Source organism: Sulfidibacter corallicola (assembly GCF_017498545.1).
In the GTDB taxonomy this organism is placed as follows: Bacteria; Acidobacteriota; Holophagae; order Acanthopleuribacterales; family Acanthopleuribacteraceae; genus Sulfidibacter; species Sulfidibacter corallicola.
In genome coordinates this window covers 8,936,549-8,958,750 of the sequence record NZ_CP071793.1, presented here as the reverse complement: position 1 = coordinate 8,958,750, position 22,202 = coordinate 8,936,549, and the positions used below count along the sequence as shown (strand labels likewise).

The 22,202-nt window shown below is 59.2% G+C and carries 12 protein-coding genes and 1 CRISPR repeat array (1 of these 13 cut by a window edge); of the genes, 3 read left to right on the top strand and 9 right to left on the bottom strand.

Going from position 1 to position 22,202, the window contains the following annotated elements; all coding sequences use genetic code 11:
- A CRISPR array of direct repeats spans positions 1-19; the repeat unit is 29 nt; it reaches 3,061 nt to the left of the window's first position.
- A gap of 384 nt (positions 20-403) precedes the next feature.
- From J3U87_RS27195 to J3U87_RS35390, 3 genes are read right to left on the bottom strand one after another with little or no spacing between them, the layout of a single operon-like run.
- Complete coding sequence (locus J3U87_RS27195; protein WP_237384541.1) at positions 404-1,138, bottom strand: IS91 family transposase; 735 nt, start codon at positions 1,136-1,138, stop codon at positions 404-406.
- 23 nt (positions 1,139-1,161) lie between these two features.
- Positions 1,162-1,476: a transposase zinc-binding domain-containing protein gene (locus J3U87_RS27190; protein ID WP_272932525.1), complete on the bottom strand. Its 315-nt coding sequence runs from the start codon at positions 1,474-1,476 to the stop codon at positions 1,162-1,164.
- Positions 1,477-1,500: 24 nt separating this feature from the next.
- Positions 1,501-1,809: a phage integrase N-terminal SAM-like domain-containing protein gene (locus J3U87_RS35390; RefSeq protein ID WP_420038225.1), complete on the bottom strand. Its 309-nt coding sequence runs from the start codon at positions 1,807-1,809 to the stop codon at positions 1,501-1,503.
- Positions 1,810-2,044: 235 nt separating this feature from the next.
- Between J3U87_RS35390 and J3U87_RS27180 the strand changes: the two genes are divergently transcribed.
- A complete protein-coding gene (locus tag J3U87_RS27180; RefSeq protein ID WP_237378934.1) occupies positions 2,045-2,218 on the top strand; it encodes a hypothetical protein in 174 nt (57 codons plus the stop codon).
- 599 nt (positions 2,219-2,817) lie between these two features.
- On the opposite strand, the gene J3U87_RS27175 is transcribed toward J3U87_RS27180, so the two are convergent.
- On the bottom strand, positions 2,818-9,885 hold the full coding sequence (locus J3U87_RS27175; RefSeq protein ID WP_237378933.1) for an RHS repeat-associated core domain-containing protein: 7,068 nt from the start codon (positions 9,883-9,885) through the stop codon (positions 2,818-2,820).
- 830 nt (positions 9,886-10,715) lie between these two features.
- On the opposite strand from J3U87_RS27175, the gene J3U87_RS27170 reads away from it, so the two are divergent.
- The gene (locus J3U87_RS27170; protein ID WP_237378932.1) at positions 10,716-12,089 is read left to right on the top strand and encodes a tryptophanase; all 1,374 of its coding nucleotides are present in this window, start codon (positions 10,716-10,718) and stop codon (positions 12,087-12,089) included.
- Between the two features lie 291 nt (positions 12,090-12,380).
- On the opposite strand, the gene J3U87_RS27165 is transcribed toward J3U87_RS27170, so the two are convergent.
- Positions 12,381-13,469: a CNNM domain-containing protein gene (locus J3U87_RS27165; protein WP_237378931.1), complete on the bottom strand. Its 1,089-nt coding sequence runs from the start codon at positions 13,467-13,469 to the stop codon at positions 12,381-12,383.
- A gap of 361 nt (positions 13,470-13,830) precedes the next feature.
- Between J3U87_RS27165 and J3U87_RS27160 the strand changes: the two genes are divergently transcribed.
- Entirely contained in the window at positions 13,831-14,214 is a 384-nt protein-coding gene (locus J3U87_RS27160; protein ID WP_237378930.1) for a tautomerase family protein, read from the top strand.
- 581 nt (positions 14,215-14,795) lie between these two features.
- Here J3U87_RS27160 and J3U87_RS27155 read toward each other — a convergent pair.
- From J3U87_RS27155 to J3U87_RS27140, 4 genes are all read right to left on the bottom strand, one after another.
- Positions 14,796-15,200, bottom strand: coding sequence for a DUF2304 domain-containing protein (locus tag J3U87_RS27155; protein WP_237378929.1), 405 nt, complete (start codon positions 15,198-15,200; stop codon positions 14,796-14,798).
- Positions 15,197-17,383 carry a glycosyltransferase family 2 protein gene (locus J3U87_RS27150; RefSeq protein ID WP_237378928.1) on the bottom strand — a complete coding sequence of 729 codons (2,187 nt, stop codon included), beginning with the start codon at positions 17,381-17,383 and terminating at the stop codon, positions 15,197-15,199. Before J3U87_RS27150 ends, J3U87_RS27155 begins: the two co-directional genes overlap by 4 nt.
- Positions 17,384-17,841: 458 nt before the next feature.
- On the bottom strand, positions 17,842-20,208 hold the full coding sequence (locus J3U87_RS27145) for a PPC domain-containing protein (RefSeq protein WP_237378927.1): 2,367 nt from the start codon (positions 20,206-20,208) through the stop codon (positions 17,842-17,844).
- Between the two features lie 1,156 nt (positions 20,209-21,364).
- Positions 21,365-22,006: a hypothetical protein gene (locus J3U87_RS27140; protein ID WP_237378926.1), complete on the bottom strand. Its 642-nt coding sequence runs from the start codon at positions 22,004-22,006 to the stop codon at positions 21,365-21,367.
- Between the last annotated feature and the right edge of the window lie 196 nt (positions 22,007-22,202).

The following is a 22,202-nucleotide window of genomic DNA, read 5'->3' as shown; positions in this document are numbered from 1 at the left end:
CGCCCGCGGGGATGAACGAAAAGAGTCTTATCGAGAAGCGAGCCCGCATCGGTACCGTGACTTCCGCTGATTCGCTTCTTGATAAGACTGGTTGAACGGAACCGTTGAGCCGCACGGCGTTTCCCTTACCGCCCCTCGCTTACCGCCCCGCTCCCTATGGGGTTTCTATGGAAGTACCCCGTTCCCTCGAACCGCCATCCTTGTCCGGAACCCATTACGCCTCGTGCTGCATCGCTCCGAATCGAAGTCGGGACGAACCAAGACCCTGTCGGCAGTTGAGCTTGGCCGGGTCCACCCGGCCGAACACGTGGCCAACTTGAGTTCAAGCCAAGCTTTGGCCGTGATGCCTCTTTTTGGGCATCTCTTTTGGGGTCTAACTTCATCAGGCGGACTTTCACGGTGCTCATGAGGTGTCCCACCATTTTCGTCTCGCCCGGGTGACCACCACCCACGCAATCGGCTCTTTAAAGAACAAGGCCACGTGGTTGCACTCCGGACAGGTTCTTGGCCCAAGCGCTTGGTCCAACGACGGGTCGGAGGCTTCTGCCGTCTCGATTTCGGCAGGGTGGGTCGGACAGGTCGTTCCGGGTTGGGGCAGTTGGAGAACCGGGGTGCCCAATAGCTCGCGACACCGGCTCAGGCTCTCCGCCTTTTTGCGATGGCTCAGAAGACCGGCGTAGCGAATTCGGACGAAACCGCGTGGCAATACATGATCCAAAAAGCGACGCGCGAAATCACGTTCGGGCAACGTCATGACCCGACGTCGCCCCCTTTGGCGGTAATCTTTGTAGACGAAACGCACCATCCCGTTGACGTGACTGAGGATGCGCTTGTCGGAAATCGCGACACGATGGGTGTATCGACCGAGGTATTTGAGCACCTGCTCGGGCCCCCCAAACGGCGGTTTGGCGTAGACCATCCATGGCTTTCGATAGAGCCTAGATTTCAGTCTTTCCCAATAGCCCTCACCGCATGCGTCAGGAAATCGAAGCTGCTTGTCGTGGATCAGCTTGGCCAGGCCGCCAAGATACTTTCCGCGAAACACGGGGCTCATCGCGCGGACCGGAAAGAGGTAGTCGGGTGACCGTGAGGCGATCCAACGCGACCTGTCGGGCGCCAGACCACCACCGGTGACAATGCAGTGGAGATGGTAGTGAAGGTTCAGCTTGCTACCCCAGGTGTGAAGACCATCAGAATTCCGGGTTCCGCACCGAGATGCTTTGGATCCTTGGCAAAGGTGGCCAAAGTATCGCGAACCGAACGGAACAGCAAGCCGAGGGTGTGCCGGGGATTGTGCTGGACCAACGCATTGAGCTGCTCTGGTAAGGTGAATACGAGGTGGAAGTAGGGTACCGGCAACAGCTCGTCCATGCGTTGGGCGACCCAGCGGAAACGGGCGCCGCCGCCGCAGCGCGGACAATGGCGATTGCCGCAGATCACTTGGGTTTGCGTGCAGTGTTGACCCGCAGTGCGAATGAGGTGCTGGATCTCCTCGGGGCTTCAAACAAGGGGCAGCCGTTTAGGAAGCCTGGGTGTAGGAATCATGAATTGATGCGGGGGATGGCGGAGGAAGCGATGGTAGAAGCAGTGGAGGGCACACACGGCGGTGTGGATGGTAGACCACCTGAGTTTGCGCCGGTAAGCCATGTTATGGAGGAAGTTTTGAACTTCCTCGTCATTGATGCGGTCGGGGCGGCGGTGGTAGTGCTGGGCAAGATCGGCGACAGTGAGCACGTATCGGCAGATGGTGCCGGGCGCATAGTTGCGGGTTTCCAAAAATCGCGTAAATTGAGTTCTAAGTTCGGTCATCACGACTTCCTTGTTTCGTTGATCGAGGGGGTGATTCCTCCTCGATCACAAGGTGGCCTCTTTCGAAAGATGGCCGCCAACTACCGCGAAGCGGTTTAGTTCAACCGCCAGGACACATTTTCTATTACCCAAATGGTGAGTGTTCCCCGCGCCCGCGGAGATGGACCCCGGTGGGTTTTCGATGGTATCTCCCGGAGTCGAGGCCGGCGTGGATTCGGCGGCTGGGTGCACTCTCTTGAAACGAAGTGGTGCGTTCAACCTGAGCTGGGCCTTGCCGTCGCCAAATCTTGATCAGGAAGACAGGCACGATGTAAACCAGGAAAAGCAGGGCCATGATGTGTCACCAAATGCCGATCCATTCCTGGTTTCCGATGTTCATGCGTTCCTGCTAAATTTTTCGGATGAATGACCCAAGGCCCTTCGCCAGAAACCAGAAATAGCGTTCTTTCTCGAAATCGGGCGGGTTTGCCCGCTGGTGCGCGGCTCTTTTGCAAGAAGCTCTGTAAAGTTCGAAGATAAAGCTATAAACCTGATCAGGGGGATGTTCAGGGAGTTCTTCAATAAATGTCGGCCCAGCGTCCTTGGTGGGCACGACCGGTATGGCCCAGCACCTACCGGGCCATACCGGCCGTGCACGATGCCCCTCTCGTGAATGCGGGAACTCCCCAGCGATTCGCTTAGATGAGTTACCCACTTGAAACCCGGTGGCCTGTGTGTCGGTGGCCTGTGTGCCGGACTATCGACATTCCGACCATCGGCAATCCGACCATCGGCAATCCGAACACCGGCCTGGGCGGCGACTTTGTGGTGGCAGCCGAAACGGCTCGCGACTTTTGGGGCGAAATGCACCGGGCCAGGACGAAGTTCACCTTTGGGACCTTCCACCGCTGGACCCACAGGGGATCTCGCCCCCGAAGGTGCCGGGTCGTGAGCGGCACCACAAAAAAGGGCGGGACGTGGGTCCCGCCCGGTTGGAGCATGGTCGTCAAAGCATCGGAGGGTCCCGATTTATGGATAATTGACGGAATAGGCCGGTTTCAAATCACGCCCGGGCACCACCCGCGGTAACTTGAGGGCGTCGATCACGTCCGTCGACCGCTCGCTCAGGCACCAGGCGCAAACCACGGTGCCAGGACGGTTGATGCGCGCCTTGAGGGCCTCCGGTGACAGGTCGAACACGTCGACGACCTCCACCGTTTTGGTGCGCTTCAAATTGGCCACGGTCGCCAAATCCTCATTGAAGAAGTCGATCTCCCGCGCCAGGCCGCCTTCCAGGTCGCCGTGGGTTCCCGAGAGAACGGTCACCTGCTTCCCCTTCTTTTTGGGCAATCCTTTCAACAGTTTGCGAACCATGTAACTATCCGTCAATTCGGTGGTGACGAATACCTCGCCGCCGCTCTTGTTCTCGACGGAATAGAAGTGAGGCGTCGATTTCTTGGCGCGTAGGTTGGGATCCCAGGGAACCACCTTGGTTTTGCCTTTGAAGTGGTCGCGCAGGAAGGTCTGGCTGTTGAAGGAACGCCCACCAATTTGGTCGCCGGCTTCAAAGCCTCCGGAGTTCTTCACGGTCACGGGCCCGAGATCCTTAGGGAAGTCGCCCTTCACGCGCGAACCGGCGCGCGACACTTTCGAAAACGATGAGCCGAACCGGCCTTTCAGGGCCTTGGCCGCCCGGCCGAGTGCCTTGCCGACGCCGTATCCGGCAATTTCGCCCGCCGCGCCGAACAACGCGCCGTAAAGCGCGCCTTCCGCGAACGAGGTGAACAGTTCCCCGCCGGTTTGTCCGTTGAGCGCCCCCAAGGACACGCCTTCGAGGCCGCCGAGAACAAATCCGGAAGTCACACCCACGACCAAACTCAGGGTGAACCCGCCGGCCGCGAAGGCCGCGCCGCCGAGGGCGCCGCCCACGGCACCGAATCCGGCACCGATGAAAATGCCGGCCCAGGTCTTACCCGACGCCCAATCCCACTTGGCGGGATTGTACTCGCCGCCGTTGGCGCTGACACCACCGAAGTAACCGCCGATCACGGCACCGATGATCGCCCCGACGATCAAGGACACGATGAAGTTGCCGTCGGGGTCGATCAGGCTGACCGGATCGCCGCCCGCATAGGTGTAGGGGCTGGGGAACTGCCGCGCCGCATCGGGCGTGATGAAGGTACCGGCATGGGGATCGTAGTGGCGCGCACCAAAATCGTAGAGCCCGCTGGTCCCATCCCATTCCTTTCCGGAGAATTTTGGCACGAAATCGTCGACACCCTCACATGCGGCACCCACCTGGCGGCCATAGGGCGTGTAGAGCATCTGGGCGACCACGGCGCCGGATTGGTTGGTTACCAGCCGGGTACTGCTGATTTGATCGGTGTGGAAATAGCGCACGGTACCCGCAACCGGACGGCCGGGCCCGTTGACGCCGGGAACGGTGGCGGCCATGGAGGCGGGACCCACCAACACCATGGCCACCATGGTGAAGCCGGTCGCCAAACGGGCGAAACCGCGGTCGCGCACGAATTCGGTCGCTTCACGACGACGCAGGCGCATGTCGCGTTCGCCGGCCAGGCCCAAACCGACCCCCAGTTGGGCGAGAACCCCGCGGGCACGGCCGATGGCAGAACGCGAGCGGGCCCCGCGGAACGCCAGCCAGGCATACAGCGCCATCGCGGCGAGCAACAAAGCCAGCGAAAGGGCCAACCCAAAATGGGGATGGTCCACCACCCGTTCCAACGCGGCCAAAAACTGCCATTGCGACTTCATCACCAGACCTCTCAGGTCGGTGGTGGTGTACAGGTTCGGCAGGAGCGCGGCACTCTGGGCATTCCCGAAGCCGGCGCGGGTCACCGCGTACAATTCACCGCTTTTCCCCCCGATCGACACCGTGTGGGTCACTTGACCCGAAGCGGTGCGGTCGACGCGAAATCCGGGGAAGGCAAAAAGGACGGCGCTGCCGTCGGCGTAGTTTTTGGTGACGGTGCGGTTGCCGTAATCGTGGGTGGCCCGCTCGTGGTTGTTCCAATCGCGGCCGCCGTTGGCGCTGGTGTCGACGGCGGTGAGGTTGCCGACCGCATCGAATTCGTGGCGAATGTGGTTTTGGCCGTTTTGGCGTTCGGTCATCCAGCCGCCGTCGGAATAGCGGTACCGTCGCCCACTGGAGGTTTCGCTCAAGCGGTTGACGGCAACCACGTCGTCGCGGAAGAAGGTTTCGTCGTCACGCGAAACCAGGTTGCCGTTGGCGTCGTGCGCATAGTCCAAGGAACCATAGGCACCACTCGCGGTCTTAAGCCGTCCGCGGTTGTCGTAGCTGAAGAATTGGTTCTGGTCGGCATCCATGCGTTCGCTGATGGAGGTGACCTTTCCGGCCGGGCTCCAGGTCAACCGCGTATCCAACAGATCGCTGCCGTTTTGGGTGCGGTACAGGTTGCGCGACAGGATTCGACCATGCACGTCGTAGGTGAAATCGGTGGTCAAACCGTTGCCGTACTCGATTGTTTGGGGACGACCGGCACTGGCGAAGTCACGCATGCGCACAATCGTCTGTTCGGTGGAACTACCGGCCTGTTTGAGGCGAATCGCGGTGAGGAAGCCGGCATTGTCGTATTGGTGCCGGCGGACGCTGCCGTCGGGATAGGTCATGGCCGTCAATTGCCCACTCGCGTCGTACTCGTGACGCATCACGTAGGTTCGGCCGGTGAAGGATCCCGAGCGAACTTCGAGCGACATGGTGTCGGTCAGGCCCAGGCGATTGTAGGCCCACCGCCAAGTCATGGGATCCTTGTCGCGATGGATCGACGTGACGCGTCCTTTGCCGTAGGCCACGCCGCTTTCGTCGTAACGGAGGGTGAAGGTCACGTCTTTCGAGGTTCCGTCGGCGTAGTCGCGGACCTCTTCGATCATGCGGCCCATGGCATCGAAACGGAAGCGGACCTGGTTGCCGGCCGCGTCGGTTTGTTGTGTGCGCCGGCCTTCGAGATCGTAGGTGTAGGTGGTGGTGCCGGTATCGGGTTCGGTGCGGCTCAAGACATTGCCACGTGAGTCGTAGCTGAAGCGGGACACGCCGCCCAGGGGATCGACCACTTCCAGAATGCGGCCCATCACGTCGTATGCCCACGTTTGCCGGCTACCGTCCGGGTTGGTCAAACGCGTTTTCTGGCCGTCCCAATTGTATTGGGTTTCGGTCGTCACGAGCACGCCGGCGTTGGTGGAGGAAGGATCGGAAACACGCCGGGTCTCGACCGGACCCTGGGCGTTGGCGCCGTATTGGATGTGGGTTTGTTTTCCGCCTGGCTCGTCGATGCGAATGACGCGCGACCTGGCGTCGTACGCCAGTTCCACGTAGCTGGGCGTTTCACCTTTTTTGTATGGCAGCGATTTGCGCCATTGGCGTCCGGCCTCGTCCAGAAGGTCGTGGCGCACGAGCACGTCGCCGTTTTCGCCGCGCGACTCGATGCGATAGGCGTTCATCCAGCCGTCGAAGTAGGTACGCTCCCAACTCCAGTTGTCGCGGTTGTCATCGGTATCGCTCACGCGCGTGCGGTCTTCGACGAAATAGCCGTAATCGCCGTCGAACCCATAGACCGTTTCCCCGATCAGGACGTCGCTGCCGTCGGCTGAACGCGTCCACGTCTCGATCGGCCGGCCGAACCCATCGTATTTGGTGGTGGCGATCACCCCGTTGGCGTCGGTCGCCGTGGTGAGTTCACCCCAACGGGCATCGTAGATCTGGGTTTCGCTCAACCCGGAAACGGGATAGGAGATGCGATGGGGGTAGGTGTTCCAGGTGGTTTCGTAGGCGATGTGAACCGTATCGCCCGCGCGTCCGGTTTTGGAGGTGGGGTTGCCGAAGCGATCGAAGGTACTCGACTCGACGGCCCACCGGTGTTGGGGAACCAGGTATTCTTCGAGCGTGGTGTTGTTGCCGCGAGCATCGTAGCTGTAACGAATCCAAGATTGGTCCACGCCGGCGCGCCAAGTGTGGAACACGTCGGTGGATTGCGGGTTGCCCACCATGATTTTGGTTTCCAGTTTTCTGCCCAGAATCCAGTTGGTGGGGTCGTTGGCGTACCGGATCACCGTCGCCATGTCTTCATCGGAGGGGTCGCTGAGGTTTTCCACCAAATCGACGGTTTGGTTGCCGAAGGCGTCGTAGGATTTGGTGGTGCGAACCACGCCGTCGCGGCCGTCGTAGTCGGTGGTTTGAACCTGAACGGTCGGCAAAATGGTGATCACCCCGTTTTTGCGCCGAACTTCGTATGCTTGGGTCGAAGACGAAAGGAATTGGCCCTCACCGTCACCGGAGGTGGCGAGGTAACTGCGCTGTTCCTTCACCCGTCGCGCGAGATCGCCTTCGGTGTGGTACCGGGTTTCCGAAACGATCTTGGAACCCTGGTGAATCGAACGGGTTTTGCGGAAACCGGTGAAGCCGCGTTCCGCGTCCAAGATGCCGTCCTCGTAAATCATGCGGAACCGTGTGTCGGGATTGCTTTTGGCCTTGATCCGGTACGAGGACACGATGGCAATGGGGCCGAAAAAGTACTTTTGACCGGCGCCCGGATGAGTTGAACTTACGCGATAGTGATCGCCGGGGCTCAGCGTGCGATAGTCGATTTCCACCCCGGCACCCATGGTGTTGTCGATTTCGATCAACAAGTCACTGCGTTTCCCCTGGTTCAGGAGAACCCGAATGCCCTTGTAATCGTCGTGATCGTAACGGCGAACCACGTCGGCGACGCCGTCACCGTTCACGTCGAGTAACCACTGTTGGGCCGGTGTCGCATCGCCGATTTCTTCGAAGTCACCGAACTTGCGGTGATATTGGTCGTCCGGGCCGTTGCCGAATTGGGTGGTTTGGTAGTAGGCGTTGGTGGGCACACCCTGGTTCACCAATTGGTAGAGCAGGTCGATGGCCCCGTCGCCATTGATATCGGTCAACCATTGCAACGAGCCGCCCGCGGTGGCCTTGGTACTGCGGTCGATCAGGTCTTTGGCCATAAACGAAGTGCCGGTACTCAACAAGGCTTTGAAGCCGATGGTGCCCGGGCTTTTGGAATGGGCGTACACCACGTCGCCCAACCCGTCGCCGTTGGCGTCGACCAACCAGTGTTTGAACCCGAACACGACATTGCTGCTGAAGGTGTGCCATTGTTGCGGCGAACCCCAGGACGCACCGTCATTGACCATGACGTAGTAGTTGAGATTGTGTGCGTCGACAAAAATCAAATCGACCCTACGGTCGCCGGTTACGTCGGCAATCCACTGTTGGGAAGAATCGAGGTTCACCGGGCGGGGATTCGAGGCGATCCGGCGCGCCGCTTCGAAAGAAGAACCGTCGTTGCGCAAAAGATAGTAATCATCGCCGTTCAACGCCTGGTACACCAGGTCGGGAAAACCGTCGTTGTCGAAATCGACCACCCATTGGTGCGACCAACTGTAGATGGGTTGTGTCGAGGGGCGACGCCCGTAGTGAATGTTGGTTTTTTGGCCGGAAGCCGAGTTGATCACCGCGGCAAACTCGTTGCCCTCGCCGGTGAGATAGAGCACGTCCGTCAGGCCGTCGTCGTTCAAGTCGGCGGCGAAAAACGGCTGGGCGGCATTGCGGAACAGGGGAAAGTCCAAGCCGGTATGGAAATCGCGGTTTTGGAAGCCGTAGCCGCTGGACGCGGCGGAGCCCTGGCTATGGTAGGCGATGAAACCACGGCGATCGTGATTGTAGTAAAGCAGATCGGCAAAACCGTCCAGGTAGAAATCACCGACAACGAAAGAATCGTTTTGGTGAACGGGGGTACCCAACGAGTCGAGCAGAACCTCTTCGCGTCCCCCGAAATTGGGGCTGTCCTGGTAGTTGAATTTCATCGGGTTGAAGCAACCGACGCTACCCATGGCATCGTAGGTACAGCGATACAGTCGATTCAAACGCGGTTTGCCGCTGCTGGGGCTGGTTTCGTAGTAAAGCGCGTAGTATTGGACGTCTTCGCTGCCCAGGTGCGTGTAAATGTTGCTCAGGGTGTGGGAGACCGTCAGGGCGTGGCCACCTTCGTAAATCGTGACGGGCTTTTCCCGTGCTTCGTACCGAAAACTCACCGCGCGGTTGCCGCTGTAGGCGCCGTTGTTGGTGTAGTCGATGCGATCGACCAACAAACTGGAACCGGTGTCGGTCCGGTAACTGAACAGGATTTCATTGCCGTTGCTGTCGGTAAGGGAATCGACACCCCAAGTACGGGTTTTCCCGGCCAACTTCGCTCGGGAGTCGTCGTTTCCGCCCAAGATCATGTGCCGACCGTCGCCGAAATCGACGGTGAACGAGGCCGTGCCGTCCATGTCGCCGGATTGGGTCACGCGCATGAACGACTGGATTTCGGTGTGGTAGACCGTACCGTCACGGCCGTATGCGGCCGCCCGCGCGGATGGGGAATCGAGTTCGCGGCCGTTGCGATCGGTGACGGCAATCAAGCGTTGCCCGTTGTAGTACAAGCGATCTTTATCGTCGCTGCGATAACGAACGGGTTTGTAGCGACCGTCGTTCATTTTGGTTTGGGGACCACGGCCGATGGAAGGCACCCCGCTCAGGGTCCAGCCGATGCCCAGCAGGCCGTCGGGGGTATTGCTGTTGTAGGTGAGCGCCAGAGCCGGTTGCATTCCACCGATGCCGGGCGGGACATCGATACCGATTTGGTAGTTGGCGCTTCCGAAGCCGTCCGTGGAGAACTCGCCGATCAGGCCGCCCGCCGGAAACGGCTGGCTCAGGCGCAAGTTCAGGTCGCGAACGAGCGGACCAAAACAACCGTCAAACGCCGATTCGCCAAATACATAGACCTCGATCTCGGCGGGTGTACCGTGATAGTCGCTCGAGGAAATGGCGATGGGTTCCCATTCGTCCCGCAACGCCGACGCACTGTCGGTGTCGACGCGCAGCACGTCGAGCGTTTCTCCCGCGTCGTCGCGCAGGGTGACGCGGAAGACAAAGCGATCACCGTGAAACAATTGAGCCAACATTCGCGCGCTGAAGTCGGTTCGCGGATGGGTCTTCAGTTCTTCCTCGGTGAAACCCAACTGACGAAGGTCGATGGTTTGACGCAAATGCATGAAGTCACAGGTTCGAATTTCGCCGTTTTGGAAGTGCCAATTTCCGTAACTTCCTTCCCAACCGCGCGGGTTTTGCGGGCCGATGCGGTTACTGGTCGGCGAGCCGACTTGTGGGTTCTGGAGAAGGTTTTGATGAAAGGGTCCGGCGCCAAAAACGAGCGGGGCCCACAGAAAAACAAAAATCAAGAAAAGCTTGGGTTTTACTAACCAAGCTCTACGAAAAGAAGTCATAGACAGTTTGTCTCCATGAATGTATTGAGTACGCGTGATTTATCGATTTTCAGTTTGTCGATAATTAACCCGAACTCATGAACAAACCGTCATGGCGAACTGTGTTTGTTTAAAGCTCAATCATGCAGCCGGGCTATTTCGTGATCTTGTTCACGCTTCCTTCTGGAGATGTATCTGGCTGGCGAGCACCTTTCTCGACCAGTGTGACGAGCCGCGATCAAGCCATGAATACCATCGAAGGGTCCACCTTTCTCGATTCCGGTTTCGCCAACCACCCCGGCGCGATCAGAACTCGGGCGTTCCGCCGTTCGCGCGCATCGAGAAACCACGCGAGGTCCGGCCTCGATCCCGCCGAGAACGAGGTGATATGGGTGAACCCGTGGGGGCCTTCGCCGGGTCGCTTGGCAGCGCCGAATCGATATCTCGCACGGGTACAAAAAGACCTCGTGTTTCCCCTTGAAATCCCAAGGATTACCATATATGGTGGTGGGCGACGGCATAATGGTTACAATCAATGAATACGCCAAAAGAACATGGTTCCCGGCTCATCTCACGACATTTGTTGTGGGGACACCAAGCACATAAACAAAGGATCTTTTATGCGTACTATCATGGAACCCTTCCGCATTAAAATGACCGAACCGATCAAGATCATCACAAAAGAAGAACGTATCCAAAAGCTTGAAGAAGCATTTCATAATGTGTTTCTGCTGGATGCGGAAGATTGTGCCATAGATTTGTTGACCGATTCCGGCACGGGAGCCATGTCGGCCCAACAGTGGGCCGCCTTGATGCTCGGCGATGAGAGTTATGCGGGAAGCAGGTCTTGGAAGCGGTTCAGGGATACCATTAAAACCATCACCAACATCAAGCATGTGTTCCCGACGCATCAGGGCCGTGCCGCCGAAAGCCTGTTGGCGATGACACGCATCAAGCCTGGAGATGTGGTCCCCAACAACAGCCACTTCGATACGACCAGGGCCAACCTGGAGGTGGCGGGTGCCAAGGCCTTGAATTTACTGAACGATGAAGGTTTGGATCCAACCTTGGACGCGCCCTTCAAGGGCAACATGGACATCGCGAAGCTCGAGGCCTGTATCGAAGAGCATGGCGTCGCAAAGATCCCTTTTTGCATGATTACGGTGACCAACAATACCGGCGGTGGGCAACCGGTTTCCATGGCCAACATCCGTGGCGTGAAAGAAGTCCTGAAGCGACACGGAATCCCCCTGATCATCGATGCGTGTCGCTTTGCCGAGAATTCATACTTCATTCACGAGCGCGAAGAAGGCTATCGGGGCAAGGCTTTGCTCGAGATAGCACAAGAAATTTTTTCTTACGCGGATGCGGCGACCATGAGTTTGAAAAAAGATGGTTTGGCCAATATCGGCGGTTTCTTCGTTTGTAATGACGACGTTTGGGCCGAAGATTTTAAGAATATGCTGATTCTGCGCGAAGGATTCCCCACCTATGGTGGTTTGGCCGGGCGCGATCTGGAAGCCATATCGGTAGGGTTGATGGAGGCCTTGGATTTCGAGTATCAAACCTATCGCCACGCTACGGTTTCCTATCTAATGAACAAGTTGGAAAAAAAGGGCATTCCCGTGATGAAACCGGGTGGCGGCCACGCTGTATTTTTGGATGCGAAAGCGTTTATGCCCCATATACCGTCGCTGGCATATCCTGGCATTGCACTCGTCAACGCGCTTTACATTGAGGGTGGCATTCGCGCGGTGGAGCTTGGCTCGGTCATGTTCGGTAGTTTTGACGAAGCGGGAATCGAGCAGGCCTCGCCGTTGGAACTCGTGCGTCTGGCCTTCCCCCGGCGGGTCTATACCCAAAGCCATTTCGACTACCTTGCCGAGGTGATCGAGGAGGTTTGGAACCATCGCGAAGCCTATGCGGGGCTGAAAATTACCAAACAGCCCAAAGTGCTTCGACACTTTTCGTGTCATTTCCAGCCACTGGCCTAATTACCGAACGACGCAAGCTCTTTCGGAACGAAGTGGTGCATAAAACCTGGGATGGGTCTTGCGGCCGTCACCACGTTATCTGGAAGTCAGGAAAAATCGAAGCCAGGAAATGCATGGCCATGGTACCCCATCTGCCATCCGTTCCTGGCTTTCGATTTTCATGGCTTCATGCTTCATTTTTCTGGTGAATGGCCCGTGGCCCTTCGCCAAAAACGAAGCATGGTGTTTCACGTTCGAATTCGCGCTGGATGTTCCCGTTGTTTCGGGATGGGCCTCGCCGCGGTCCCTCCGTCACTTGTCCTCTGCTTCGCGAGGGGGTTCCGGGTCCTCGTCCACGTTCAAACCGATGCGCTTCGCCCGTCGCAACCACTGTAGGCGGGCCAGTTCTCGCATGTCGCGTACGGGATCCGATTCGTCGACGATTTCCAAACCGATCAGGGTCTCGATCAAATCCTCCATCGTCACCAGCCCCTCGACACCTCCGTACTCGTCGACGACCACCGCCAAGTGGTTGTGTTCGCCGATCAACCGTTCGAAAAGCTCGGACAGCCGACAGCTTCCCAGGACGATCGTAATCGGCCGCTTGAGTTCGGGATCGGAAAGCAACGTCTGACCACGTCCTTCCGCGGCGCAAAGCAGCACATCGCTCCGGAGCACGAAGCCGACGACGTTGTCCGGATTCTCGCTATAGACGGGAATGCGGGAAAAGCGGATATTGGGATGGGACGCCCGTACCTCCGCCACCGTCATGGTTTCCTCCAGCGAGAAGAGCACGGTGCGCGGCGTCATGATATCTTCGGTGCGCACCTCGCGCAGGCGAAACAGGTTCTGGAGGATACGCGATTCGCTTTCGTTGAAGACCCCTTTCTCGCTACCTTGCCCGGCCAGGGCGAGGATTTCCTCCCGTTCCAGGACCAGGACCACGTCTCCGGATTTCAGCAGGCGGGTGAGCCCTTCGGCCATTTTCACCAAGGGCCACATCGAAAGCGTGATCGGTCCCAAAATCCGCACCAGCCAAGGGGTCAGCCGGCGCCAGTAGAGCGCGCCCAGCGTTTTGGGAATGATTTCGGAGAGGACCAGGATGAGCAGGGTCAGCGCGGCCGAAATGATGCCGACATAGGTTTGACCGAATACCGCGGCGGCTTGTGCCCCGGCACCGACGGCCCCCACCGTGTGGGCGACGGTATTGAGGCTGAGGATCGCCGCAAGTGGACGGTCCACCTCGTCTTTAAATCGGCGCAAACGCCGGCCGAGCTTGGGTCGATCGCTTTCCAGTTGGGCGACGAAGGAAGGCGAAATGCTCAGCAGCACGGCTTCAAGGATGGAGCACAAAAACGAAACGCCCAGCGCAAGGACCACATAGACGATCAGCAGTGTCATAGATTGGTTTTTCCTCTGTGATGCGGGTTCGGGCTTCAGTGAGGAAGCCTTCTCGCGTACGTTCATCCCCGTAAGATTTTGCCAGAACATATCAGGCCTAACGCCCGCCGTCCAGCACCTGCCGCAGACTTCGGGGTCGATTTTTTCCGGGGGATCCCTGGGACCTGAATCGTTTCGCGCCGATTGCCGTTGGTTTTCGGTAGGGTGGACGCGGGGCGAGCCCTTGGGCGATGGTGGTCACGAACAGGGTATGATGGGTTTTCTGGATGGTCGCCGTGGCATACCAGGGCGCCGATCGGGATGTCGGGGACGCTGCGTTTCGTCCTCGATGTCCATGACCCTGAACCCAAGCGAGGTTTGCGTGATTGTCGTTTATGGAATCAAAGAGCGGCTCAACCCCATCAAGGCCCAACTTTCCGATATTTTGCACGACTGCATGAAAGCGGTGCTCGGCATGCCCGAAGACAAGCGTGCCCACCGATTCATGCCCATGGACCGAGAGGACTTCTATTACCCGGGCGGTCGTAGCGGCGCCTACACGGTCATCGAGATCAACATGATCGAAGGTCGCAAGATCGAAACCAAAAAAGCGCTGATCAAAGCCATGTTCCGTCAGGTGGAGGCGCGGCTCGGCATCGCCCCCGTGGACCTGGAAATCACGATCAAGGAACAGCCGGCCCATTGCTGGGGCTTTCGCGGCATGACCGGCGACGAGGCCGCGCTCAACTATAAGGTCGACGTCTAGCGGGATCCTCGGTGGGTGTCGATTGCTACCGAGGCGTTCGAGCGTGTGTGGCGGGCGGGATGGCGCTGCACGCCTCGCTCTTTGGAGCCTCGGAGCCGCGAGCCTGGGTCCCTTCGATTGGTGGAGCAGGCTCGCTTACCGGTCGTGCTCAAGAAATCGAAGCGACTGGGCATGGTGAAATCCATCATCGGGAGGTCGAGAGACCTGGCATATCTGCTCCGCTCTTTTACCACTTGATTTTGCGCAGTATGGGCTGCTTCGAATGTCGGCCCAGCGGGCATACCTACTGCGACGACGGCGCACTTCGAAATGCGGGAACCGCGCGCGTTGCTGGCTTCGATTGGTACATCCGGCGGATGTACCTACCTGGCACGACGTCCCTTATCGACATGCGGGAACTCCGAATGGTGGCACTTCGACGTGTTGGTCCGCCTCCTACTTGACTCCACGCCATGTTAGGGCGGGTGGATACTTCCGGGGGAAGGGTGCGGACTGGTCCGCCTCCGCGAACTCCGCGATCTCGGTGGTGGAAAATTCCCCTCCCACCAACCCATGCCGGGCCCTGCACCCAACTCCCCCAATCAAGACCCCAACTCGGCAGCATCCTCCCCGTGCCGCACGGGAAAGGATCCCGCCTCCACCTCCTCGGAGAGGCACATCTTCAGCGAGTAGGCCTGCGTCAAGCTCAGGATCATCCGGTTCAGGCGACTGATCTCCAGCGATTGCAGGAGGTTGAGAAACATCAGAAACCCAATCGCCAGGAAGAAGACGCCGTTGGCGGCGATTTCGAAACCCAGCCACGACGTGAGCTGGATCATCGGCGCGGGGAACAACGCCATCAGGAACAGAGCCAATGCCACCGCGAACCAGAACAGCAGCGAATTCTGCGTCATCAAATTGCGTTGTACCGTGCGCCGCAGCAACCACAGGTGACAGGCCACGAACACCATCGTGAAGCCCAACACCGAAAAGGGGATCTCGCTCATACAAACCTCCGAAAAATCGACGACAACACCACTTTGGGAATCACCTGGATCATGTAGAGCACCGATTTGAGGCCCTGAATCGAGCTGGCGCCGCCGCCGCGTTCGGCCATCTCCACGGGCACTTCGACCACCCGACATCCCGCCCGCAACAGCATCGCCAGCGACTCGGGCTCCGGGAAGTCGTGAGGGTAGTGGTTCGCGAACAGGGCCAGCACGCGCCGGTTGACCATGCGCATCCCCGAGGTGCAGTCGCGGATGCGGCGCCCGGACATGAGGTACAGGGTCCACGAAATCATCCGGATCCCCAACAAACGCAACGGCGTGCTCTGGTAGCCGCGCCGCTCCAGGAATCGGCTGCCGATGACGCAGTCCGCCTCGGCCAGGGCCGTTTCCAGGCGGGCGATCTGCTCCGGCTGGTGTTGCCCGTCGCCGTCCATCTGGATCGCCCGGCTGTATCCGTTCTCGAAGGCGAAGCGGTAGCCGGTCTGCATGGCACCGCCGATCCCGAGGTTCATCGGCAAATTGATGTGGCGGACACCGGAGCGTGCCAGGATCTCGGCCGTGTCGTCGCTGGACCCGTCGTTCACCACCAGCAGGTCCCAACCCTCCGGGTCACCGAAACGGTCCAGCAGGGTCGGCAGGTTGTCGGCCTCGTTGTAGGCCGGCACGATCACCAGGCCACGATCGATCACGCGCGTGGAACCCGTTGCGAGGTCGCTGCCCAGCGCCGAGACATCGGCCGTAGGCCACCACCAACGCCACCCGGGCCGGTCGCTTGCCGGGGCCCCGAACGCGGCGCGCCGCACGAGTGGCGGTACGGCGAACAGGGTCAGCCACAGCAAGGGCTCGAACGGGTAGAAGTAGCGATCGATGGGGTTGAGCATCAACAGCAGCGGCAGCCCGTTCAAAAAGGGGAGACCGCCCAGGAGGAACAGGTAGGGACGCTTCCGGTACACCGCATACAACCAGGCGCACAGCGAAAAGAGCATCAAGATGGGCATCTTGTTTTTGAAGGACAGCACCATCAGGTGCCCGTACAGGCGCCGAAAGAGGCCCTGCTCGTGATAGGGCGGCATCCAGTGAAGGTAGTCGGTCTTGGCGGCCAGGTTGCGATGATGCGTCCAATTGCCCTGCCGCAACGGCAGCTTCGACATGTCGTAGATCTCCTGGGTGGGGAGCCGCATCGAGGAAACCACCCCGCGCAGGTACCCCAGCGGATCCCGCCTGACCGCCGACAACGCGATGTCGCGGTACTGCCGATCGTAACCGAGCACCGCCCTCCTCGGTTTGGCGGGGTCGAAATGCTTCGCCCGAATCCGGTACAGGGACGCGAGGTCCGTGTAGGCGTCGCGGTCCTCCGCGGGAAGATCCTCGGCGACCAGAAGGCCGTGGTAGGACGTAGCCTGCAGGAACTGCCAACCGGATCCTTGGGCGATACCCAGCAGGCCTCGCGAGTGGTAGTTGTAGCCGACCCAAGCGAGGATCGGCACCACGGCACAGCTCCCGAAGAGGATCCACTTCCCGCGTTGACCCTTCAGCGAGGAAAACCACAGGCCGGCGAAGGTGAACAGCGCCAGGAACAGGACCCCGTTCGCCCGAGTCAAAGTCAGGGCGGCCACCCACAGCCCCAGCCCCGCGAAATAGCCGTAGCCGCGGTCGGGTCGGCTCCGCAGCAGCAGGAACCACCAGCAACAGCCCACGGTCAAGAAGCAAAACAGCGTTTCGGAAAGGACCGCATTGCTGAACGCGATGTGATGGGCACCCAAGCCCATGATCAAGGCCGGCGGCCAGGCCCAGATCCCCAAATCCAGCCGGCGCCCCATGTCGAGCACCATCAGCGCGGTCAACCCGTCGAGCACCGCCTGGCCGAGCTGCAGCCAGGGGTACAATCCGGGTCCGTGATGCACGGCCGAAATGAAGAGCGGATAGCCGGGCGTATCGTAAACCGAGCCGAGCCACCGCTCCGGGGCATGGACGCCGATCGGAAGATAGCGAAATAGGGAATCGGGGAACAGCAAGGTGCCGAAGCGGTGCAGGAACCACATCCGCAGAAAGATCGCGGCGATGAACAGGATCGCCATCGGTGTGACAAAAGGGCGCCGTGACGGTTCTCTCGCGGTCATGGGTTCGCGGTAGAGCTCGCGAAAAAATGCCGGTATCCCCCACGTACTGGAACGATTCATCGAAAACCACCTGAATTTCACTTCATTCATCGAAACCCGCATAGAACCGGTTCGGGAGGATCCTGGATCCCGAAACCGACGCACTCGGGAGATGGGTTGATCTCCGTCACATTGCGGATGAAATCCGGAGAAAGCAGAATGAAGGCCGAAACGCGTGGTTTTTCTTTAACTGTTTGAAATAAATATACTTGTACTAATTAGCACCAATCGGTCATCGCCCGGAATCGACGGTGAAGCCCATTTTTTTGCCCTGGCGGCACCTGTCCAGGTGACCGGCAACAGGATCTTCTTCAGATCCACGGGTTCACGAAGAAACGGCGATTCGACGACAAGGGTATCCCTCGTGTCCAATCGCCGTTGTACCGGTTTCACGGCGTCCGAACCGAGCCTCGGTTCAGACGCCGTGTGAAACGGCGCCTGATCGTGGGAAGCAGCGAACAGGTGCCGCGTTGTCGCGATTACTTCTGGATGCGCACCTCGCGGTTCTGACGCTTGTGGATCGCGTCAAACACCTCTTGGGGCGGTACCCATTCCTGCACGCCGATCGGGTTTTCTTCCTTGCGCAGGCTCTGGCTGTTCTGTCCGTTTACGTCACCAGGTGAGCGCGCCCAAAGTACATTGGTGCCCGGCTCGATGATGAACTGTCCGTTTTGGTAGTTGAGATACCGGTAGTAGAGGTACAGGTTGTCCCAGTCGTCGTAGTCTTCCAGCACGTTGTAGGTGCCGGAGAAATTGATGTCGAAGCTGCCCGTACTGTTGGAGACGCTGCCGTCGCAGTCGTAATCGAGGCCGCCCAGGGTTCCGGCCTCGGAGATCGCGTTTTCGTCGATCGGCGCGTTGGTCCCGTCGGAGTAGGTGATGTGGAATTGCGACGGATCGCCGAACAGGCCGTGCAACAGGTTGCCCCAAGTGTAGTTGTCGGGTCTGCGGGCGTACAGCTCGTCGCGGCAGGCTTGGATGCCCTGTCTGCCGCGCGCATACTGATAGCGATCGAGAATCATGGCGTGTACGTCCAGGTCGGGGAAATCGTGGGGCACGCCCTGGAGCTGATACAGGTAGTTCATGCTGCTGAGGTAGTTCGGCTTGTAGTTCAACAACTGACGTTCGTCGTACGAGAGTTCGGGATTGCCGCCGTGGGCGAAGCCGACCACGTGACCGAGCTCGTGGAAGATGGTCGAGGCGTGGGCGTTGATGAGCATGTTGCGGTTTTCCGGCGTGTCGTCATCCATGCGCCAGCGCGATCCGCCCATCGACAGGTAGAACCAGTAGTCGAAGGTATCCGGCGCCTGACCGGAGGAACCGCGGTTGCTGCCGCCCTGGGAGTTGGCGAACAACAGGTAGTAGAAGATGCGCTTGCGCTCGGGATTGTTCTCGAAGTACTGGGGCATGAAATCTTCTCTCATGCCCGGTACCGGGATTTCGCGACCGTTGTAGGTGTCCGTCCAGCGATTCAGGTGCACGTATTCTTCGAAGGGAATCGCCTGACCCGCACCCAGGTCGTGATCGGCCGGATCGATACCGGGGCTCTGGTCGTAGAGGTCGCCGATGTCGAAGTGAACCGTGTACCCGCGTTGGGCGAAGAGGTCCACGACGATGTCCAGCGACTCGCGCAGGGGCTCGGTGCCGTGGTCCTGCAGCGGGTTGCCTTCGCCGTCGGTCATGACGTTGCCTTCATAGTCGCGCAACGTGTGAACCGCCATATAGTCCACCTCGATGAAGATGTCCTTCTGGTTGGTGCGCGCGCCCCAGTCGTAGAGCGGCATGCCGTAGAAGGTGCGGCCGGGCTGCTCGGCGCAGTCGGGGATGCCGTCCAGGTCGGCGTCGACGTTGATGTCGGCACAGGCCGGTTGCACCGGGTGCGGCACGGTCGGATTGTTCAGGGTGAGTTCGATGGTCTGGGTGGAGACGTTGCCGTTGTTCTCGACCCGAACCACGAAGCTGTCGGTATTGGTGGGACGGCTTCCCAGGTGGTTGTAGCTGTACGTGAACCGATGATCGAAGCCGTTGCTGATCTGAATGGGACTGCCGCTGAACATGATCACGCCGTATTCGGGATCTTGACAGACGCTGATCTGGTAGTTCTCGTCCACATTGCCCTGGATACGGATCCAGGAGCCGTAGCTGTTCTCGGTAACCTCGCCGTTGCCCAACCTGTGGAGGGTGAACCCGCCGTCTTGGCCGGGGGTGCAGTCGCCGCCGTTGCCGCCCTCGTAACTGGCGGTCAGCGTCACGCCGCTGTAGCTGCTGTAGCCCACCAGCATGACGTGGTAGCGTGCCTCTTGTGGGTTGGCGAAGTCGCAGGTTTCCCTATTGCCGTTGACCCAAGGCCGGCAGTCGTAGGTCGTCTTGGTGGGTTGCGCTCCGGCGCGGACGTACATGTCGCAGTCGCCGCTGCCGCCGTCGATGTTGAAGGTGAGGTTTGACGCGCCCTGGGGCACATCCAGGTAAAAGTGCATTTGGCCGTTTTGAGCGTCGCCCAGTCCGGTGACCGGGACGTCGTTGCTCAAGGGGCCGCCGACCGGGGCCTCGTAGTCGGCCACGAGGGTGAGCCCGGAATAGCTGGTGTAGGCGCGAATCATGACGTGATAAGTGGCCTGGTTGGGTTGGGCGACAGTACAGGTTTCGGGGTTGCCGTTGACCCAGGGGCGGCAATCGTACTCGGTCTGGGAGGGTGCCGTCCCCTCGCGAAGATACATATCGGCATCCCCGCTGCCGCCGGAAATACGAACACTCAGGTTCGAGGCCCCGGCGGGAATGTTGATGTAGTAATGGGTCTCCGTATTTTGAGAAGCAGAAAGGTTGTTCAGCGGAATGTGATTCTGCAATTCGGTCGCATTCTTTTGCAGAAAAACGTGCTGAGATGCCTCGGGTGCATGGGTTTCCGAGGGCTTTTTCAGGTGTCGACCATCGGTTGGTAGTGCAATCGAAGGTGACGGAAAGAGCAGCAAGGTCGCAGATAGAAAAAGGAAATGTGAAAATGCAAACTTACAATGACGCATTGTTCTCTCCTCTAGGAACCCCTTCTTCCGAAAAGCGCTTCCTGCGGACACACCTAGACCCTTGCTCGTGAATCGAGTGACCCTTGTCCGCGAAACCGATCGGTGTCGACGTCGAGTCCGTTCGGATCGTGGGGTCGACGGGGGTCGCGATGTCACGAGGCGGTGGGTGCCGTCGCTTCTCTTCGAAAAAGGTTCCCGCTAAGTTAGTCGCGTCATCCAAAGAGACCGGACGACCCGACGGCGCAAAAACCGCACGGGGCCGGACCTGGGACGCGATTCGGGGGGTTGGGGCATCGAAATCGGACGATGCCGTTTGGTTCGGGATTGGGGGTTTCGGTTGGGCTCATGAAACGCCCAGGCACGGGAAGGCACACCACTTCCCAGCCCGGTCATCTTCGAGCGGGAATCGGAAAACGCACGGTTACCGGTCGCACGGCGAGGCACCGAGACCGGCTGCTGCCGATCGGTCTTTGGGGATCGGCAGATGCCAACGGGAATCGTGATGAGATGACGAGACGGGACGACCGGCACAGGGGTCCGGCTCGCCGTTTGACGAAAAAATGATGAAGGGAGGTTAAAAGAGCGGGTCCCACCAATGAAATGAAAAAAACGGGAGGGGACCGAATCGCGGATGGGAAAGGGTAGAGGTTGTTCCCGCGGGGCAGGGCAAGTATGAGATGGGTGTGTGCCTGTTCGATCTGAGTGATATATTAATTGGATTTCTTTTGTAAAACAAGTGTAAATCACTGTAAATCAGGTGTTACAGCTCACCTTTTGCAGAGGGTTCCTGTAAACGGAGACACGCCTCGTCCGCTAGCCCGTTCCTCGGAAGGGCACTCCTTCGCAGGCGCACACTTCGCCATGGAAACGGTTTTAAACCGAAGAGTTTACACATGAAGCGGAGCTGTGCTCTTTTATCCTGATACCTGATACCTGATACCTGATAGCCCTGATTCCGTGGCGATCCGACCACGGATCGCCTTTACATTTGATCGAGCTCGTAGCGAACCGCTTCGGTTTGGTCCTTCTTGCGGAACGTGATGGTGCGAACCCCTTTCAGCACGCGCGGTAACCTGGCGATACCGGCCTGTTCCAGCAGTTCGTCCCGGCTGAGCGGCCGTCCCGCGGCGCGCAGGGCCTCGACCACCCGCTTCTGGTTGGCGGTCAGCTTCGACTTGGGTTTTTCGTCCTCTTCGGATTTGAGCTTGGGGTCGGGTGCCAGTTTGGTGACCTTGACCGCCTTGGCTTTGGCCGAACCGTCTTCGTCGGGGGCTTCCCTTGGCATCGAGAATTGGAGCGGCGCCGACAGCGGTTCACCGGCGGTGGTCGGCTCCGGTGCAGTCGTGGGCTCCGGCTCCGATGCCTCTCCCGTCGCGCCGAGTTCGTTGAATTGAAGCTCGATGCTGCGACTTGTCTTGGAAACGCGGGTGATCAGCTCTTTGCCGAAGCTGTTTGCGGCCACTTTCTTCAACAGTGGGCAGATAAAATCCGGTTTTTCCCAGTCATCGTAATCATAAAAAACTTTGGCTTCATCGACCTGTTCCAGCGCGGACGAAAGTAAGTCCTCCGCCCAATCCACATCTGCCGCCGAGTAATGGGGTACCAACCTCAATCTGCCTCGCATTGATCCTCCCGAGAGTGCATTCCAAAGGTGAGTTGAAAAGAGAAAGCGTTGCGCGTGGACTCTCGCGCTCATCTGGAGGCTTGTCATTCCGTGGGACATATGCGCGAGGGTATCGAGCGCGAAATGTCTGTCCGGGCAGGGATCCACGGCGATGAATCGTTTTGTGCGGGGAAGCCGTGGCGACCGGTTGTATGCC

What these genes read in the sequence shown, in the direction of transcription:
- J3U87_RS27170 (WP_237378932.1), top strand. Translation starts at nt 10,716, where the DNA reads ATGCGTACTATCATGGAACCCTTCCGCATTAAAATGACCGAACCGATC.
- J3U87_RS27165 (WP_237378931.1), bottom strand. Translation starts at nt 13,469, where the DNA reads ATGACACTGCTGATCGTCTATGTGGTCCTTGCGCTGGGCGTTTCGTTT.
- J3U87_RS35390 (WP_420038225.1), bottom strand. Translation starts at nt 1,809, where the DNA reads ATGACCGAACTTAGAACTCAATTTACGCGATTTTTGGAAACCCGCAAC.
- J3U87_RS27175 (WP_237378933.1), bottom strand. Translation starts at nt 9,885, where the DNA reads ATGCATTTGCGTCAAACCATCGACCTTCGTCAGTTGGGTTTCACCGAG.
- J3U87_RS27155 (WP_237378929.1), bottom strand. Translation starts at nt 15,200, where the DNA reads ATGAGCGAGATCCCCTTTTCGGTGTTGGGCTTCACGATGGTGTTCGTG.
- J3U87_RS27150 (WP_237378928.1), bottom strand. Translation starts at nt 17,383, where the DNA reads ATGAATCGTTCCAGTACGTGGGGGATACCGGCATTTTTTCGCGAGCTC.
- J3U87_RS27140 (WP_237378926.1), bottom strand. Translation starts at nt 22,006, where the DNA reads ATGCGAGGCAGATTGAGGTTGGTACCCCATTACTCGGCGGCAGATGTG.